This is a genomic window from Clavibacter nebraskensis NCPPB 2581, assembly GCF_000355695.1.
Classification (GTDB): domain Bacteria; phylum Actinomycetota; class Actinomycetes; order Actinomycetales; family Microbacteriaceae; genus Clavibacter; species Clavibacter nebraskensis.
Window position 1 is genome coordinate 2,929,586 of record NC_020891.1, and the last position, 15,091, is coordinate 2,944,676.

Consider the following 15,091-nt stretch of genomic DNA (forward strand, 5'->3'; position numbering starts at 1 on the left):
CCGGGCGCACCGCCCTAGAAGGCGGGCACCAGCACCTCGCGCACGTAGTCCTCGTAGGAGCGGGGCGCATGCCCGAGGATCGCGGTGAGACGCGCGATGGCCTCGGGGCTCGCGATGAGCCCGTCCCGCTGGAAGCCGGAGTACATGCGCTCGTAGTCGTACACGAGCCACGAGGGCATGGCGGCGAGGGACGACTCGCGCCAGGCCACCAGGTCGTCTCCCCCGTACGTCACCGTCTTCCCGAGGGCGGCGGACAGCGCGGCGGCCGTGGCCTCGCCGGTCCACGCGGTCGGGCCGGCCACGTCGATCGGCCCGGCGACCTCCGATCCCGCGGTCAGGGCGCTCACCGCGACCTCGGCGATGTCGCGCACATCCACTCGCGAGACGCCCGTCCCGCCGAGGGGCTGCGGGTACACGCCGTCGCGGATCGCGTCGAGGTACCAGACGTCGTTCTGGAAGAAGTTGTTGACCCGGAGGAAGCAGACCTCGACGCCGCTGTGCTCGAGCAGCGACTCCACCGCGAGCTTCGCGGAGTTGTGCGGAACCTGCGGCGCCCGGTCGAGGTCCTGGACGGAGAGGTAGACGATCCGGCGGACCCCCGCCGCCACCGCGTGGTTCACCGCGACGGTCGTCTCGTACAGCTCGGTGGGCGTTCCCGTCAGAGCCAGGAACACCTGCTGGACGCCGTCGAAGGCCGGCGTCGCGGCGAAGGGATCGCCCAGATCGCCCACCACGCCCTCGACGCCGTCGGGGAGGCCGGTGAGCCGCTGCGCGTCGCGGCTCATCACCCGCAGTCCGGTCATGCCCCGGCGGAGGGCCTCGGTGAGGACGGCCGAGCCGACCGTCCCGGTCCCGCCGATGATCAGGGTTCGTGCGTCGTCCATGATGATCCTACTCGTCTGCTCCATCGGTGCGCGGCGCAGGGACCGCAGGCGTCTGCCGCGTCTGCCGCGTCTGCCGCGGAAGGGTGCCGCCGGCGGACGCATCACGGAGGACTGCGCTGACCTGCTCGAGCACCGCCGCCGAGGGGATGTCCGCCCGGCGGGTCGATCGATTCGTGCGCGTCGACGCTACGCCGCGTGCGGGAGCCGGATCGCACGGCCCCGCGCAGCGGTACCCTGCGCCCTGCGCCCGCCTCAGGCCGACGGCATCCGCAGCAGCGCGCCGTGCTCGCGGCAGGTGGCCGCGGCGATCGCCATGCAGGTGCGGAGCATCGCCTCGCCCTCCGCGGGCGTGCGCGGCGCACCCCGGCGCGCGATGGCGTCGGCCGCGGCGGCGAGGCACGCGTCCCCGGCGCCCATGGTGTCGACCACGGGCCGCGGATCCGGCGTGATGCCCGCCGTGACCACCGACCCGTCCTCGAGCTGCACGGATGCGCCCCGCGCGCCCTCGGTCGCGAGGACGAGGCGGCTGCCCTCCTCGTGGAGCGCCGCCCGCGCGTCCGTGAGCGCGCCCAGGCCGAGCAGCGCGGTGTCGTCGTCGCCGATCTTCACGAGCAGCGACTCCGCGGCCGCGCGCGCGAACCCGGCGCGGAACCGGCCCGCGTCGTGGAGCGTCCCGGCGCGGGGGTTCGGGTCGACGAGGAGGCGCTCGCGCGGATCCCGCACGGCTGCCAGCAGCTCGTCGGCCTGCTCCTCGTCGTCATAGGGGAAGCAGCTGACGACCACGAGCGACGCCGCATCCAGCGCCGCGCGCTCCGCCGACCCGACGCGCACGCGCCGGTTCCACGCGGCCTCGTTGAACGCGTAGCGCGGCTCGCCGTCGACGCGCTCGCTTACCGCGACGGAGGTGCCGGACGGGCCGACGGTGGCGATGAGCTCGACCCCGTGCGCGTCGAGCTCGGCGCGGATGCGGTCGCCGTGCGCGTCGTCGCCGACCATGGCGATCAGCTGCACGCGATGCCCGAGGATCGCGAGGCCGACGGCGACGTTGAGCGCGGCCCCGCCGACGAAGGCGGTCTCCTCGCCGTCCTCGCGGATGAGGTCGATGAGGGCGTCGCCGACGACGACGATGGGCTGGTCATGCATGGCGGGGGACCTCTCCGGAGCCTCGGACGATGAGCGTGGTGGGGACGACGACGGTCTGTGCGGGGCCGGCGTCGCCGTCGAGCCGCGCGAAGACGCGCTCGGCGGCGGCGTGGCCGATGCCCGAGGGATCCTGCGCGATGACCGTGACGGCAGGATCCAGCAACGCCGCCATCGGCAGGTCGTCGAACCCGACGAGCGCGATGCGCCGATGGGCGTCGTGCCGCCGGAGGGCCGTGATGACGCCGATGGTGATGAGGTTCTGCCCGCTGACGATCGCGGTCGGCGGCTCGGGCAGGGCGAGGAGTCGCTCAGCGAGCGCCTCGGCCACGCGCTCGTCGTAGGCGCCCTCGAGGACGAGCTCGGGCGCCACGGGCAGCCCGCGCCGCGTCATCTCCTCGACGAACCCGCGCTCGCGCTCGCGGGCCGTGAAGATCTCCGGCCGGTCGCCGAGGAACGCGATGCGGCGGTGACCCTGGTCGGCCAGGTGCGCGACCGCGCGGGAGATGCCGTCCGCGTTGTCGACGATGACCGAGTCGGCCTCCAGCCCCGCGGGCACGCGGTCGACGAAGACGAGCGGCGTGCCGCGCGAGGCCGCGACGCCGAGGTAGGCCTGGCTGGGCGCGATGGTGGTGAGGATGAGCCCGTCGACCCGGCGGGCGAGGAAGGCGTCGACGGAGGAGCGCTCGCGCTCGGGGTCGTCGTCGAGGCTCGAGGCGAAGACGGCGACCCGGCGCTCCTTCGCGACCTCCTCCACGGCCCGGTGCACGGCTCCCGAGAACGGGTTGGCGACGCTGCCCACGAGGAGGCCGAGCGTGTTGGTGCGGCGGTCGCTGCGGCGGAGGTTGCCGGCGTGGAGATCCGGCTGGTACTGCAGCTGCTCGACCGCCGCGCGCACCCGTTCGGTGAGCTCCGCGGAGACGTTCGCCTCGCCGTTGACGACCCGGGACACGGTCTTGAGGCCAACGCCCGCGAGCCGGGCCACGTGCTTCATCGTGGGGCGGCGTGCGGCCGGGGACGGACCGGGCGGGGATGACAACGGTGTCACGAATGGGTCTCGCTCTCTGCGCAATGGCTTGACCATATCGGGTCGCACCCGATAGACCTCTCCCTGACAACGTTGTCGGGAGCGCGCTCCCACCCGAAGGACAGGATCCATCAATGACGAACCGATCCCCGCGCCTCGTGCGCTCCATCGCCCTCGGCTCGGCTGCCCTCATCGCCGCGGGCGGGCTCGCCGGCTGCTCCAGCTCGAGCGGCGGCTCCGGATCCGGCGGCAGCGGCGGCTCCGGCGACGTCGGCGTCTCGCTCATCGTGAAGACCACCACGAACCCGTTCTTCGTCGCGATGGAGGACGGCGCGAAGGAGGCCGCGGCGAAGGACGGCATCGACCTCACGCTCGCCGCCGGCAAGGCGGACGGCGACGAGGACACCCAGATCCAGGCCATCGAGAACGCCATCTCCAAGGGCGACAAGGGCATCCTCATCACGATCAACGGCCCGTCGGTCCTCGACGCGATCCAGAAGGCCCGCGACGCCGGCCTCTTCGTCATCGCCCTCGACACGGCGCCCGACCCGGCCGACTCCGTCGACATCACGTTCGCCACCGACAACTTCGCGGCGGGCGAGTCCATCGGCAAGTGGGCGGCCGCACAACTCGGCGGCAAGAAGGCGACCATCGCCCTCCTCGACCTGTACGACGACAAGGCCATCTCGGTCGACTACGACCGCGACCAGGGCTTCCTCACCGGCATGGGCATCGACGTCGCCGACAAGACGAAGAACGGCGACGAGGCGAAGACCGGCGACTACAGCGGCGGCGACTACGAGATCGTCGGCAACGAGGCCACGCAGGGCGCCGAGGACGGCGGCCGCACGGCGATGGAGACGCTGCTGTCGAAGGACCCGGACATCAACGTCGTCTACACGATCAACGAGCCCGCCGCGTTCGGCGCGTACCAGGCGCTCCAGGCCGCCGGCAAGGAGAAGGACGTGCTCCTCGTGTCGATCGACGGCGGCTGCGCGGGCGTGAAGAACGTCAAGGAGGGCGTCATCGGCGCCACCGCCCAGCAGTACCCGCTGAAGATGGCGCAGCTCGGCGTCGAGGCCATCGCCCAGCTCGCGAAGGACGGCACGAAGCCCGCCACGAGCGCCGGGCTCGACTTCTTCGACACCGGATCCGCGCTCGTCACCGACACCCCCGTCGACGGCCTCGACAGCATCACGGCCGACGACGCCGCGACGAAGTGCTGGGGCGAGTGACCGTGAGCCGGACCACCGCCGACCCGAATCCGCCCACCTCCGCGCTCGACCTCGCGAACGAGTTCCTCGACCGCCGCTCCCCCGTCGACCGGATCCGCGGGGTGCTCCACCGCTACCCCGCCGTCAGCCCCGCCGTCGTGCTGGTCCTCGCGATCATCGTGTTCGGCCTGCTCAACGACCGCTTCCTGGATCCCGCCAACCTGTCGCTCGTGACGCAGCAGGTCGCCGTGGTCGGCACGCTCGCCGTGGCGCAGACGCTGATCATCCTCACCGCGGGCATCGACCTGTCGGTGGGCGCGGTCATGGTGCTCACGTCGATGGTGATCGCGCAGACCGCCAGCCAGAACGGCCTGCCCGCGCCCGCCGCGCTAATCGCCGGGCTCGTCGTGGGCCTCGCGGCCGGCGCATTCAACGGCCTGCTCGTCACGCGGCTGCGGCTCCCCCCGTTCATCGTCACGCTCGGGACGCTGAACATCTTCGTGGCGCTCACGCTGCTCTACTCCAACGGCGCGACCGTGCGCGGCGTGGACATGCCGGCCGCCCTCTCGTGGACCGGGCGCACGTTCGACCTGGCCGGCGTGAAGATCAGCTTCGGCGTGGTCCTCATGCTCGTGCTCTATGTCGTGGTCGCCTTCATCCTCGGCAAGACGGCGTGGGGACGGCACGTGTACGCGGTCGGCGACGACAAGGAGGCCGCGCGCCTCGCCGGCATCAGCGTCAACCGGGTGCTCATGAGCGTGTACCTCGCGGCCGGGGCGATCCTCGCGGTCGGGGCGTGGATCGCGATCGGCCGCAGCAACGCCGCGAGCCCGAACGCCGGCGCCGACCTCAACCTCGACTCCATCACCGCGGTGGTCATCGGCGGCACGAGCCTCTTCGGCGGGCGCGGCACCGTCTGGGGCACGCTCCTCGGCGCGCTCATCGTCGGCGTCTTCCGCAACGGGCTCTCGCTCGCGGGACTGGACGTGCTGTACCAGACCCTCGCGGTGGGCGTCCTCATCATCGTGGCGGTCTCCGTCGACCAGTGGATCCGAAAGGTGCGCAAGTGACCCTCACCGACCCCGCGGGGAGCGCCCCCGCCCCGACCCGCACGCCCGTGCTCGAGGCGAAGCGGCTCGTGAAGACCTTCGGCCGCGTGGTCGGCCTCGACGGCGTCAGCCTCGAGCTCTTCCCCGGCGAGGTGCTCGCGATCATCGGCGACAACGGCGCCGGGAAGTCGACGCTCATCAAGTGCCTCACAGGGGCGGAGACGCCCGACGAGGGCGAGCTGTTCCTCGACGGCAAGCCGGTGTCGTTCAAGCGGCCGCAGGACGCCCGGGCCGCCGGGATCGAGACGGTGTACCAGAACCTCGCCGTCTCGCCCGCGCTCGACGTGGCGTCGAACCTCTACCTCGGGCGCGAGAAGCGGAAGAAGGGGATCCTCGGATCCGTGTTCCGCATGCTCGACACGGCCGGCATGCGCCGCGACGCGAAGGCGGAGCTGACCGAGCTCGGCATCTCGACGCTGCAGGACGTGACCGTGCCCGTCGAGAACCTGTCCGGCGGGCAGCGGCAGGCGGTCGCGGTGGCACGCGCCGCAGCGTTCGGATCCAAGGTCGTGGTGCTCGACGAGCCCACCGCGGCGCTCGGCGTGCGCGAGTCGAACCAGGTGCTGGAGCTCGTGCGGAACCTGCGCGACCGTGGCATCCCGGTGATCCTCATCAGCCACAACATGCCGCAGGTGTTCGAGGTGGCCGACCGGATCCACATCCAGCGCCTCGGGAAGAAGGCCGCCACCATCACGCCGCAGTCGCACTCGATGACCGACGCCGTCGCGATCATGACGGGCGCGGCGACGGCATGACGGCGGCCGTGCTGTACGCGGAGTTCACGGCGCTGCCCGGGAACGAGGAGCAGGTCGCGCGCATGATCGCGGAGCTCGCCGAGCTGGTGCGCGCCGAGCCCGGCAACGTGGTGTTCGAGCCGTACCGGCGGGTGGAGGATCCGGCGCGCTTCGTCGTGCACGAGGTCTACCTCGACGAGGCCGCGTTCCAGGCGCACATCGGGGCGTCGTACGGCGCCGAGTTCAACGCGGCGCTCGGGCCGCTCATCGTCGAGGACGGATCGCAGCTGACGTTCCTCGCGCCCGTCTGACGGGCGCGGCACCGGCCCCGCGGCCGCCCGGCGTCTCGACGCGCCGGGCGGCCGCGGTCGTGCGGGGCGGCGTGGGTGCCGGTGCGGCTGTCGACGACCGGGTCGGCCGCCAGCGTCCGCGGATCAGCGCGCCGAGTACCCGCCGTCGACCAGGTGGTAGCTGCCCGAGATGAAGGACGCGTCGTCGCTGAGGAGGAACAGCACGAGGGCCGCGACCTCCGTGTCGGTGCCGAGGCGGCCGGTCGCGTGCTGGCTCTCGAGGTACGCGAGGGCGTCGGGCGAGAGGGACGAGCGCACGAGCGGGGTGTCGATGAAGCCGGGGCCGACCGCGTTGGTGCGCACGCCGCGGGCCGTGTACTCGAGCGCGGCGACCTTGGTGAGGCCGACGAGGGCGTGCTTGCTCGCGACGTAGGCCGCGTTCTGGGCGAACCCCACGGATCCGAGCACCGAGCTCATGTTGACGATCGCGCCGCCGCCCGCGTCCACCATCGCGGGCAGCTCGTAGCGGAGGCCGTAGAAGACGCCGTCGAGGTCGATGGCGCGCGTGCGGTCCCACGCGGAGATCTCGTAGTCGCCGATGTCGGCCGGCGGCGCGCTGACGCCTGCGTTGTTCACCGCGAGGTGGAGGGCGCCGTAGGTGGCGACCGCGTGCGCGACGGCGGCCTGGGAGTCCGCCGCCTGCGCGGTGTCCTGGCGGAACGCGGTCGCGGTGCCGCCGGCCGCCTGGATCTCGGCGACGACGCGCTCGGCGGCCTCCAGCTGGATGTCCGTGACGACGACCGAGGCGCCCTCCGCGGCGAGCGCGCGGGAGATCGCGGCGCCGATGCCGCTGCCTCCGCCTGTCACGAGAGCGGTCTTCGTGTCGAACCTGGCCATGGGGATCCTCCTCGGGTCTACGGCGGCGCGGACCCGCGCCGCTCCTCGACGGTACGCCCGCGTGAACCGTCCATCCGGGGTTCACCCGGCGTCCACCCGGGCGTCGGGGGCGTGCCCGGGGGCGCCAATACCTTTCGAGCGTGATGCGTCCGCCGTGCCCGGAGGGGACGCCCGAGATCGATGGAGACCCCACATGACCCTCACCCGTGAGACCCACCACCGGCTGCTGCCGATCCTGTCCCGGGATCCCCACGCCCGCGGCAAGCGCAGCACCGTCACCTGCCACCTCAAGTGCGACGACGCGTGCACGAAGCCCGTGCCGAACGTCACCGACAACTCCTACTTCCGCGACATCGCCGGCCGCGCCCTCTCGCGCCGCACGCTGCTCGGCGGCGCGGGCGCCGGTGCCCTCGCGATCCTCGTGGCGCAGAACGCCGCCGCTCCCGGCGCCGAGGCCGCCGCCGCGCAGGCCGCGTCGAAGCTCCCGTTCCAGGCGATCGCGCCCGTCGACGCCGCCGTCGACCAGTTCACCGTGCCGACCGGGTACCGCTGGCAGCCGATCATCCGCTGGGGCGACCCGCTCTTCAGCTACGCCGACGACTTCGACGCGGAGAACCAGACCGCGAAGCTCGCCGCGCGCCAGTTCGGCTACAACAACGACTACCTCGACATCATCCCGATCAACTCGCGGAACAAAGAGGCGCTCCTCGTCGCCAACCACGAGTACACGAACGAGAACATCATGTTCCCGCCCGCGGCCGACGACGCCGAGCTCGCCGAGCAGCGCCGCATCGGGAAGGCGTCGCACGGCATGTCCGTCGTCGCGCTCCGCCGGAAGACCGTCGGCCAGCCGTGGACGTACACGGTCGGCCACCACCGCAACCGCCGCATCACCGCGGACACGCCCTTCAGCGTGAGCGGCCCCGCCGCCGGATCCGCGTCGCTGCGCACCAAGGACGACCCGAAGGGCACGCGCATCCTCGGCACCCTCGGCAACTGCGCCGGCGGCACCACCCCCTGGGGCACCGTGCTCTCCGGCGAGGAGAACTTCAACGGCTACTTCCGCACGCCGGGCACGAGCGCCTCCGACAAGCGCTACGGCCTCGCCGACAAGGCGACGACCCGCGGCTGGGAGGCCATCGACCCCCGCTTCGACGCCCGCACCGCCGGCTACGAGAACGAGCCGAACCGCTTCGGCTGGATCGTCGAGGTCGACCCGTTCGAGCCGGGCGAGGCGCCCGTGAAGCACACCGCGCTCGGCCGCTTCAAGCACGAGGGCGCGAACGTGATCCTCGGGAAGAGCGGCCACGTCGCCGCCTACATGGGCGACGACGAGCGCTTCGACTACCTCTACAAGTTCGTCTCGCACGACACGATGGTCGTGGGCACCTCACGCCAGGACCGCCGCAAGAACAAGCAGCTGCTCACGCGCGGCGCGCTCTACGTGGCGCGCTTCACGGGCGACTCGCCCGTCGCGGAGATCACGGGCACCGGCCAGGTCCCGTCCGACGGCTCGTTCGACGGCATCGGCCAGTGGATCCCGCTGGTGGTCGACGGCGTCTGCCAGGTCCCCGGCTTCACGACCGAGGAGGCGCTCGTGCACACGCGCCTCGTCGCCGACGCCGCCGGCGCCACGAAGATGGACCGCTGCGAGGACGTCCAGCCCAGCCCCGTCACCGGCAAGGTCTACGTCGCCTGCACCAACAACACCGACCGCGGCAAGGCCGGCAAGGAGGGCGCCACGGAGATGAACCCGCGGACGACCAACCGCGACGGCCACATCGTGGAGATCACCGAGGACGGCGGCGACGCCCGCTCCACCACCTTCACCTGGAACCTGCTGCTCGTCGCGGGCGACCCGGCGAAGAACGAGTCGACCTACTTCTCCGGCTTCCCGAAGGAGAAGGTCTCGCCCATCAGCTGCCCGGACAACGTCGCGTTCGACTCCGAGGGCAACCTCTGGATCTCCACCGACGGCGCCCCGAGCACCATCGGCCTCAACGACGGCCTGTTCAAGGTGCCGGTGGAGGGATCCGAGCGCGGCCACGTGCAGCAGTTCCTCTCCGTGCCCACCGAGGCGGAGACCTGCGGGCCGGTCGTGCACGACACCGAGGGCATGGTGTTCGTCGCGGTGCAGCACCCGGGCGAGGACGGCTCGTTCGCCGAGCAGCACTCGTACTTCCCCGACTACGTGCCCGCCGGCGTCACCCCGCCGAAGGGCGCCTGGCGCGGACCGCGCCCGTCGGTGATCCAGGTGTGGCGGGGCTGACCCGCCGAGAGCTGCTCGCGGGGTGACCCGCTGAGCTGATCGGGGGGCCGATCCCGGGGCCGGGGCGTGCGTGCGTCCCGGCCCTCGTGCGTGCGGCGGCAGCCCTGCATATCCGGTTGCCGCGCGTGCCCGGTCGCCGATCGCGGCCGGGGCTAGCGTCGGATCATGACCGAGCGTCCCCCGGATCCCGACGCCGCCGCAGCATCCGAGGCCGCGGCCGCGATCGAGGCGAAGCGCTGGCTGGTCGTGAACGGGCGGCGCTGGCCCCGCACGGATCCGTCGCTGCCGGCCGAACTGGTCGACGCCCTGACCGCCCACCTCGGACGCGGGCGGTCGGGGGTCCGCACGGCGAGGCGCGCGGGTGACGACGCCGGGGTCGCGGCGTCCCGGGAGCGCGTGAGCCTCGCGAAGCACGGCCTCGGCGAGCGCGGCCCGCGCTGGTGGGACGAGCCGGAGGACGCGCGCCTCGAGCGGGCCCACGCGGCGCTGCGGTCGCTGGACGCGCTCGACGACCCCGTGACCTGACCCGCGCGTCGCCCCACCCGCGGGCCAGGCTGGACGCATGCAGCTCTACTCCGCGCTCCCCCTCGTCCGCGCCCGGCAAATCGCGGCAGACACCGCGGCGCTCGCGGGCATCGTCGTGTCGGTGCTGGTGGGGATCGCGGTGGCCGCGCTCATCCGCCCGCTCGGCGACCTCGGCCGCAGCATCGAGGAGTCGGGCACGGGGCTCAGCGGATCCATGACCGACGCCGCCGACGCCCTCGGCCGCCTGCCGCTCGTGGGCGACGCCGCGCGCGGACCGTTCGAGGACGCGAGCGGCATCGGATCCCGCCTCGTGCAGGCCGGGCGCGACCAGCAGTCGCTCGTCGGGACCATCGCGCTCGTGCTCGGGCTGCTCGTGGCGCTCGTGCCGATCGCGTTCATCGTGCGGCACTGGCTGCTGCGGCGCGTCTCGTTCGTGCGCCGCGCGGCCGCCGCCCGCGCGCTCGCCGCGACGCCCGGCGGCACCGAGCTGCTCGCGCTGCGGGCGCTGTCGTCGCGGAAGCCGGCGGCGCTGCTGAAGGCGCACCCGGATCCGGTCGCCGCCTGGCGCGCGGGCGACCCGCGCGTGGTGCGCCAGCTCGCCGACCTGGCGCTCCGCGACGCGGGGGTGTCGTCGGGGCGCTGATCGCGAGGGAGATCGCGCCGCGAACTGGGGGTGGGCGCGTGGCCGAGATGGCGTGGGCTCTCGCGCACCTCGTGCATACACTCCGACCATGCCGCTCAGCTTCGTCGCCATCGACTTCGAGACAGCCAACTTCGACCGCGACTCCGCATGTGCCGTCGGCGTCACCAAGGTCATGGATGGACACGTGGGAGCGACCCGGACCTGGTTCGTCCAGCCCCCTGGAGATGCCTCATTCACCAACACGTACCTGCACGGGATCGGACCGGAGCACGTCGTGGGTGCACCTACCTGGATCGAGACGCTCCGACGTCTGGCCGACATCGCCGACGGGCTGCCATTGGTTGCCTACAGCCCCTTCGACAAGGGCGTCTACAACGCAGCCAACCGGGTCTCCAGGATCGCGGATCCCGGGTTCGTCTTCCTCGACGCACTCGCCATCGCGCGACGCCATTGCCAGCTGCCCAGCCATCGTCTCCCGCTCGTCGTCGAGCACCTCGGGCTGCCGTCCTTCGATCACCACGAAGCGGGAGCGGACTCCCGTGCGTGCGCACTGGTCGCCCTCCGCATCGCTGAGGAGAGGGGTCTGGAGACGCTCGAGGAGCTGTGGGCCAAGGAGCCGAAGCCTCGTACGCGGTCGCCTCGTGACTACGTGCGCAAGGCGGATCTGCCTCAGCCCAGCGAGGAGGCGGATCCCAGCCACCCGCTCTTCGGCGAGGTCGTCTGCTTCTCCGGGGACCTGGAGTCCTACACGAGAGCGCGCGCGCAGGAGGTCGTCGCATCCTTCGGCGCTTCCGTCTCCAGCAACATCACGAAGAAGACGACGCTCGTGGTCACGGGTGGATTCGATCCGGCGAGCTTGCGACCCGGCGCGACCCTCAGCTCGAAGGTGATGCGCGCCAAGGAGCTGGCTTCCACGGGACAGTCCATCGAGATCGTGACGGAGAAGACGTTCCTGGAGATCCTGTCGGTGGTCTGATCTCGGGTGCCTCGCGTGCTGGACGACGCTCTCGCCGCCGTACCCCTAGACCGGCAGCGCGACGATCCGGAACGCGACTCCCTCCGGCACCTCCACGGTGACGAGCAGCGTGCCGTCGCGCTGCGGGATCGGGATCGCGGCGCTGTTCGCGGCGTCCGGCGCGCAGCCCGAGGAGTAGACGCCGCCCATCGTGACCGTGTACTCGCCGGACGCGCACGTGACGAAGAACTGCAGGGATCCGACCGTGGGATCCGGCTGCGGCACCTCGTAGGTCGTCGGCCCTGTGCCGGTCTCGTGCAGCGCCGGCTGCAGGTCCTCCGAGAGGAACGCGCTCGTGCCGGGGGTGGTCAGCGCCACGAGCGGATCGACGAGGCCGTCAGCCGAGGGGGACGTCGGCGGGGACGACGTCGCCGCGTCCGGGCCGGGCGATCCCGCGGTGCAGCCCGCGAGCAGGAGCGCAGCGAGCGCCGCGGCCGCGAGCGCGCTCCGTCGACGGCCGGCCGTGGTCCCCCGTGTCATCCGCATCCACCCCATCAGATCGGCTCCGGCCCCGTCCCGCAACCGGTCGACGTGACGCCGACCGCCCCCGAGGAGCATCCTCGGAGTCATGTCGCCTCTCCTCCTGGCCGGGCTCGCCGGTCTGCTCTCCGGCCTGTCGCTCGTCGTCGGATCCCTCGTCGCCTGGTTCGTGAAGGTGCCACGCGAGGTCGTGGCGCTCGTCATGGCGTTCGGCGCCGGGGTGCTCATCTCGGCGCTGTCGTTCGACCTGGTCGACGAGGCCTCGGCGAGCGGCGGCGTGATCCCCACGCTCGGCGGCTTCGTCGCGGGCGCGCTGGTCTACGTCGTGCTCGACCAGATCCTCGAGCACGGCGGCTTCCGCAAGAAGCACCACGGGAAGTCGGGCGGCGGGGGCGGCACCGGCGTGGGGATCGCGCTCGGCGCCCTGCTCGACGGCGTGCCCGAGACGGCCGTGCAGGGCCTCAGCCTCACGGGCGGCGGCGCGCTGAGCATCGGCGTGCTGGTCGCCGTCGTCATCTCGAACTTCCCCGAGGGCATGTCGAGCACGGCCGACCTCAAGCAGTCGGGCCGGAGCGCCCGCTACGTCTTCGGCCTCTGGACCACCATCGCCGTCGTCTGCGCCCTCTCGTCCCTCGGCGGCTACGCGCTGCTCGGCGGCCTGCCGGAGAGCGGGCAGTCGGTCGTGATGGCGTTCGCGGCGGGCGCGATCCTCGCGATGATCTGCGACACGATGATCCCCGAGGCCTTCCGCAAGGCGCAGGCGCTCACCGGCCTCGTCACGGTGCTCGGCTTCGTGGCGAGCTACGCGGTGCACCAGGCGGGCTGAGCCGCCGGGGTCGGACCGAGCCGCCGCGTCGGCTCAGGCGTCGGCGGGCTTGTCGCGCGGCGACACGTTGAAGCGGTGCAACAGGCCGGCGAGCTGCTCGACCTCCGCGGTGTCCCACGCGGAGAGGCGGTTCTGCAGGCGCTCGCGCGTGCCCGCCCGCACCTGCTCGAGGCGCTCCTCGGCGAGCGGCGTGAGGGTGAGGATCGTGGAGCGGCGGTCCTCGGGATCCGGCTCGTCCTGCACGTAGCCGGCCTCGCGCAGCACGCGGAGGTGGCGGCTGACGGAGCTCTTGTCCATGAGGAGGCCCGCCGCGACGGCGCCGGCGGAGGCGGGTCCGTCGGTGCGGATCCAGCGCGCGACCGCGAAGGCGCCCGGCTGGAGGCCGGGGTGGAAGACGGCCGCCTCCTCGATGCGCAGCGAGCGGATCGACATGAGGAGCGCGCCGAGCTCGCTCGCGACGGAGGACACGGCGGCCGAGCGGTCGTCGGCGGGCGCGGGCACGTCGGCGGTTCCGGGGATCACGGGGAGACCCTAACCGACCCCGATCCGGATTCCTGCCACCAGGCCGTCTGCAACTAGGCAGGCAGCACCTTCGAGACTCCAGGCCTCCGACGCTCCGCTCGCGTGATTCGAGCTCAGTATGCAGATGACTTGAATCGCGCAAGCAAGATCAGCAACCGGGTTTCATATCAAGACCCAGCTCTAGGGCCGCTTCGACCCCACGGCACGCCGATCAACGTGAGAACATAGGGCCTGATAGCCCCCTACCCGCAGAGGACACAGTGGCAAAACTACAAGCTTTCGTGCTTATGGCCTTTAGTGGAAACTTTGAAGCTGTATACAGCGAGCTAATAGTGCCGGGGCTTGAAGAAAACGGTTTCGAGGTGAGTCGCGCAGACCTCTCGGATAATCAGCGCCAGATTCTAAGGACATTGTCACTAGTCTGCATGCCGCAGATTTAGTTATAGTCGACGTTACGGGGCTCAATGGTAACGTTATGTACGAACTTGGTTTGGCTCACGGCATGGGCAAGCGAACAATGATGATCACTCAGGACATCAGTGAATTACCGTTCGATCTTCGGTCTTATCGCGCAACAGAGTATACAGAAAACTTCACAAGCGCTGTAGAACTCCGAGAAGCTATCGCCAGTGTCGCTAGCGGAGTCAGGGACGGAACAGCCGAATTTGGTAACCCCATCCAGGACTTCGCTCCCGATTCATTAGCCGCATCTACACAAGTAGCCCAGACCCCCAATCCCAGCCGCCGCGAAACCGCCCAAAAGAAAGAAAAAGGTGGCCTTTCCGCCGAGGGCGGCGATGACTCCGATCCTGCGACCGCGTCGGAGAGCCTCAACGAGCACCCCCCGGTCGCCGCTCCGAATCTTGATGACGAGGAGCACCTAGGCTTTCTAGACCACGCAATCGCTTTAACCGAAAGCAGCGAGAAAATTGCGTCGATTGCCACTTCCCTGACCGACGCCACGAAGGCAATCGGAAGTAAAATCGAGAGCAGAACTGCGCAGATTAACAGCGCTTCCCATAATCTGGGAGTCAAAGCCGCGCCCGTACTCCGAAGCCTGATGCGCGAAATCGCCGGCGACTTTGATGAATACTCGTCAGATATGGAAGAACTAAATCCTGCCCTAAGAGATGCACTTAAGGAGCTAGCCGATAGCACAAACGGCGTATCTCGAACGCGTCTCATGAATGACGAACAAGCACGAACTCAAGTGAAGGCCGAGATCGCCAGCTTAACCCAAGCAGAAACTACATTTGGCGAAGCGCACGACGGTGTCCGAGGTTTTGCCGACGCAATTACCAATATGCCGGATATGGAGAAAAACCTGACCCAGTCTGGTCGGCGGGCTTATCGGGCTGTCGCAGAGGCGGCAGACATCATCGATCTAGGTCGGTCGGAATTCCATCGAGCGAGATTGCTCCTTGAAGAGCGCCTTTCGGAAAGCGCATCGGAGGGGTTGCCCGAGCAAAACTAAGAGGAGCAGAGTTAAAGGTTCTGGCAGATCCCTCAACAGGTC

The 15,091-nt window shown here is 70.7% G+C and carries 16 protein-coding genes; 10 read left to right on the forward strand and 6 right to left on the reverse strand.

What is annotated here, in order from left to right; translation table 11 throughout:
• Window positions 1-14: 14 nt before the first annotated feature.
• The 3 genes from CMN_RS13820 to CMN_RS13830 all read right to left on the reverse strand — a co-directional run bounded on the left by CMN_RS13820 (window position 15) and on the right by CMN_RS13830 (window position 3,072).
• Window positions 15-884, reverse strand: coding sequence for an SDR family oxidoreductase (locus CMN_RS13820; protein ID WP_015491397.1), 870 nt, complete (start codon window positions 882-884; stop codon window positions 15-17).
• Window positions 885-1,136: 252 nt separating this feature from the next.
• Window positions 1,137-2,027, reverse strand: coding sequence for a carbohydrate kinase family protein (locus tag CMN_RS13825; RefSeq protein WP_015491398.1), 891 nt, complete (start codon window positions 2,025-2,027; stop codon window positions 1,137-1,139).
• Window positions 2,020-3,072, reverse strand: a complete 1,053-nt coding sequence (locus CMN_RS13830) for a LacI family DNA-binding transcriptional regulator (RefSeq protein ID WP_015491399.1) — start codon at window positions 3,070-3,072, stop codon at window positions 2,020-2,022. The genes CMN_RS13825 and CMN_RS13830 overlap by 8 nt, the downstream gene beginning before the upstream one ends.
• 113 nt (window positions 3,073-3,185) lie before the next feature.
• Between CMN_RS13830 and CMN_RS13835 the strand changes: the two genes are divergently transcribed.
• From CMN_RS13835 to CMN_RS13850, 4 genes are read left to right on the forward strand one after another with little or no spacing between them, the layout of a single operon-like run.
• A complete protein-coding gene (locus tag CMN_RS13835) occupies window positions 3,186-4,286 on the forward strand; it encodes a substrate-binding domain-containing protein (protein WP_015491400.1) in 1,101 nt (366 codons plus the stop codon).
• 2 nt (window positions 4,287-4,288) lie between these two features.
• Window positions 4,289-5,335 (forward strand): ABC transporter permease, encoded by a 1,047-nt coding sequence (locus CMN_RS13840; RefSeq protein ID WP_015491401.1) that lies wholly within the window; start codon window positions 4,289-4,291, stop codon window positions 5,333-5,335.
• Window positions 5,332-6,129: an ATP-binding cassette domain-containing protein gene (locus CMN_RS13845; RefSeq protein WP_015491402.1), complete on the forward strand. Its 798-nt coding sequence runs from the start codon at window positions 5,332-5,334 to the stop codon at window positions 6,127-6,129. The genes CMN_RS13840 and CMN_RS13845 overlap by 4 nt, the downstream gene beginning before the upstream one ends.
• On the forward strand, window positions 6,126-6,419 hold the full coding sequence (locus CMN_RS13850) for a putative quinol monooxygenase (protein WP_015491403.1): 294 nt from the start codon (window positions 6,126-6,128) through the stop codon (window positions 6,417-6,419). The genes CMN_RS13845 and CMN_RS13850 overlap by 4 nt, the downstream gene beginning before the upstream one ends.
• A gap of 123 nt (window positions 6,420-6,542) precedes the next feature.
• Here CMN_RS13850 and CMN_RS13855 read toward each other — a convergent pair whose 3' ends face one another.
• A complete protein-coding gene (locus CMN_RS13855) occupies window positions 6,543-7,295 on the reverse strand; it encodes an SDR family NAD(P)-dependent oxidoreductase (RefSeq protein ID WP_015491404.1) in 753 nt (250 codons plus the stop codon).
• A 193-nt stretch (window positions 7,296-7,488) separates the two neighbouring features.
• Here CMN_RS13855 and CMN_RS13860 point away from each other — a divergent pair, with 193 nt between their 5' ends.
• The 4 genes from CMN_RS13860 to CMN_RS13875 all read left to right on the forward strand — a co-directional run bounded on the left by CMN_RS13860 (window position 7,489) and on the right by CMN_RS13875 (window position 11,708).
• Window positions 7,489-9,564: a PhoX family protein gene (locus tag CMN_RS13860; RefSeq protein ID WP_015491405.1), complete on the forward strand. Its 2,076-nt coding sequence runs from the start codon at window positions 7,489-7,491 to the stop codon at window positions 9,562-9,564.
• A 165-nt stretch (window positions 9,565-9,729) separates the two neighbouring features.
• Entirely contained in the window at window positions 9,730-10,089 is a 360-nt protein-coding gene (locus tag CMN_RS13865; RefSeq protein WP_015491406.1) for a hypothetical protein, read from the forward strand.
• A 37-nt stretch (window positions 10,090-10,126) separates the two neighbouring features.
• Window positions 10,127-10,732, forward strand: coding sequence for a hypothetical protein (locus tag CMN_RS13870; RefSeq protein WP_015491407.1), 606 nt, complete (start codon window positions 10,127-10,129; stop codon window positions 10,730-10,732).
• A gap of 88 nt (window positions 10,733-10,820) precedes the next feature.
• Entirely contained in the window at window positions 10,821-11,708 is an 888-nt protein-coding gene (locus tag CMN_RS13875) for an exonuclease domain-containing protein (protein ID WP_015491408.1), read from the forward strand.
• A 45-nt stretch (window positions 11,709-11,753) separates the two neighbouring features.
• Here CMN_RS13875 and CMN_RS13880 read toward each other — a convergent pair whose 3' ends face one another.
• Window positions 11,754-12,227, reverse strand: a complete 474-nt coding sequence (locus CMN_RS13880; RefSeq protein WP_015491409.1) for a hypothetical protein — start codon at window positions 12,225-12,227, stop codon at window positions 11,754-11,756.
• Between the two features lie 88 nt (window positions 12,228-12,315).
• Here CMN_RS13880 and CMN_RS13885 point away from each other — a divergent pair, with 88 nt between their 5' ends.
• Window positions 12,316-13,053: a ZIP family metal transporter gene (locus tag CMN_RS13885; protein ID WP_015491410.1), complete on the forward strand. Its 738-nt coding sequence runs from the start codon at window positions 12,316-12,318 to the stop codon at window positions 13,051-13,053.
• A gap of 33 nt (window positions 13,054-13,086) precedes the next feature.
• Here the strand turns inward: CMN_RS13885 and CMN_RS13890 are convergent, their stop codons facing one another.
• Window positions 13,087-13,575: a MarR family winged helix-turn-helix transcriptional regulator gene (locus CMN_RS13890; RefSeq protein WP_015491411.1), complete on the reverse strand. Its 489-nt coding sequence runs from the start codon at window positions 13,573-13,575 to the stop codon at window positions 13,087-13,089.
• A gap of 475 nt (window positions 13,576-14,050) precedes the next feature.
• Here CMN_RS13890 and CMN_RS15030 point away from each other — a divergent pair, with 475 nt between their 5' ends.
• The gene (locus CMN_RS15030) at window positions 14,051-15,049 is read left to right on the forward strand and encodes a hypothetical protein (protein ID WP_015491412.1); all 999 of its coding nucleotides are present in this window, start codon (window positions 14,051-14,053) and stop codon (window positions 15,047-15,049) included.
• The last annotated feature ends 42 nt before the right edge of the window (window positions 15,050-15,091 follow it).

Bases quoted from the DNA above. Each gene is read 5' to 3' on its own strand.
- CMN_RS13825 (WP_015491398.1), bottom strand. From the start codon at position 2,027: ATGCATGACCAGCCCATCGTCGTCGTCGGCGACGCCCTCATCGACCTC.
- CMN_RS15030 (WP_015491412.1), top strand. From the start codon at position 14,051: ATGTACGAACTTGGTTTGGCTCACGGCATGGGCAAGCGAACAATGATG.
- CMN_RS13870 (WP_015491407.1), top strand. From the start codon at position 10,127: ATGCAGCTCTACTCCGCGCTCCCCCTCGTCCGCGCCCGGCAAATCGCG.
- CMN_RS13855 (WP_015491404.1), bottom strand. From the start codon at position 7,295: ATGGCCAGGTTCGACACGAAGACCGCTCTCGTGACAGGCGGAGGCAGC.
- CMN_RS13835 (WP_015491400.1), top strand. From the start codon at position 3,186: ATGACGAACCGATCCCCGCGCCTCGTGCGCTCCATCGCCCTCGGCTCG.
- CMN_RS13820 (WP_015491397.1), bottom strand. From the start codon at position 884: ATGGACGACGCACGAACCCTGATCATCGGCGGGACCGGGACGGTCGGC.
- CMN_RS13875 (WP_015491408.1), top strand. From the start codon at position 10,821: ATGCCGCTCAGCTTCGTCGCCATCGACTTCGAGACAGCCAACTTCGAC.
- CMN_RS13860 (WP_015491405.1), top strand. From the start codon at position 7,489: ATGACCCTCACCCGTGAGACCCACCACCGGCTGCTGCCGATCCTGTCC.
- CMN_RS13850 (WP_015491403.1), top strand. From the start codon at position 6,126: ATGACGGCGGCCGTGCTGTACGCGGAGTTCACGGCGCTGCCCGGGAAC.
- CMN_RS13880 (WP_015491409.1), bottom strand. From the start codon at position 12,227: ATGACACGGGGGACCACGGCCGGCCGTCGACGGAGCGCGCTCGCGGCC.
- CMN_RS13865 (WP_015491406.1), top strand. From the start codon at position 9,730: ATGACCGAGCGTCCCCCGGATCCCGACGCCGCCGCAGCATCCGAGGCC.
- CMN_RS13885 (WP_015491410.1), top strand. From the start codon at position 12,316: ATGTCGCCTCTCCTCCTGGCCGGGCTCGCCGGTCTGCTCTCCGGCCTG.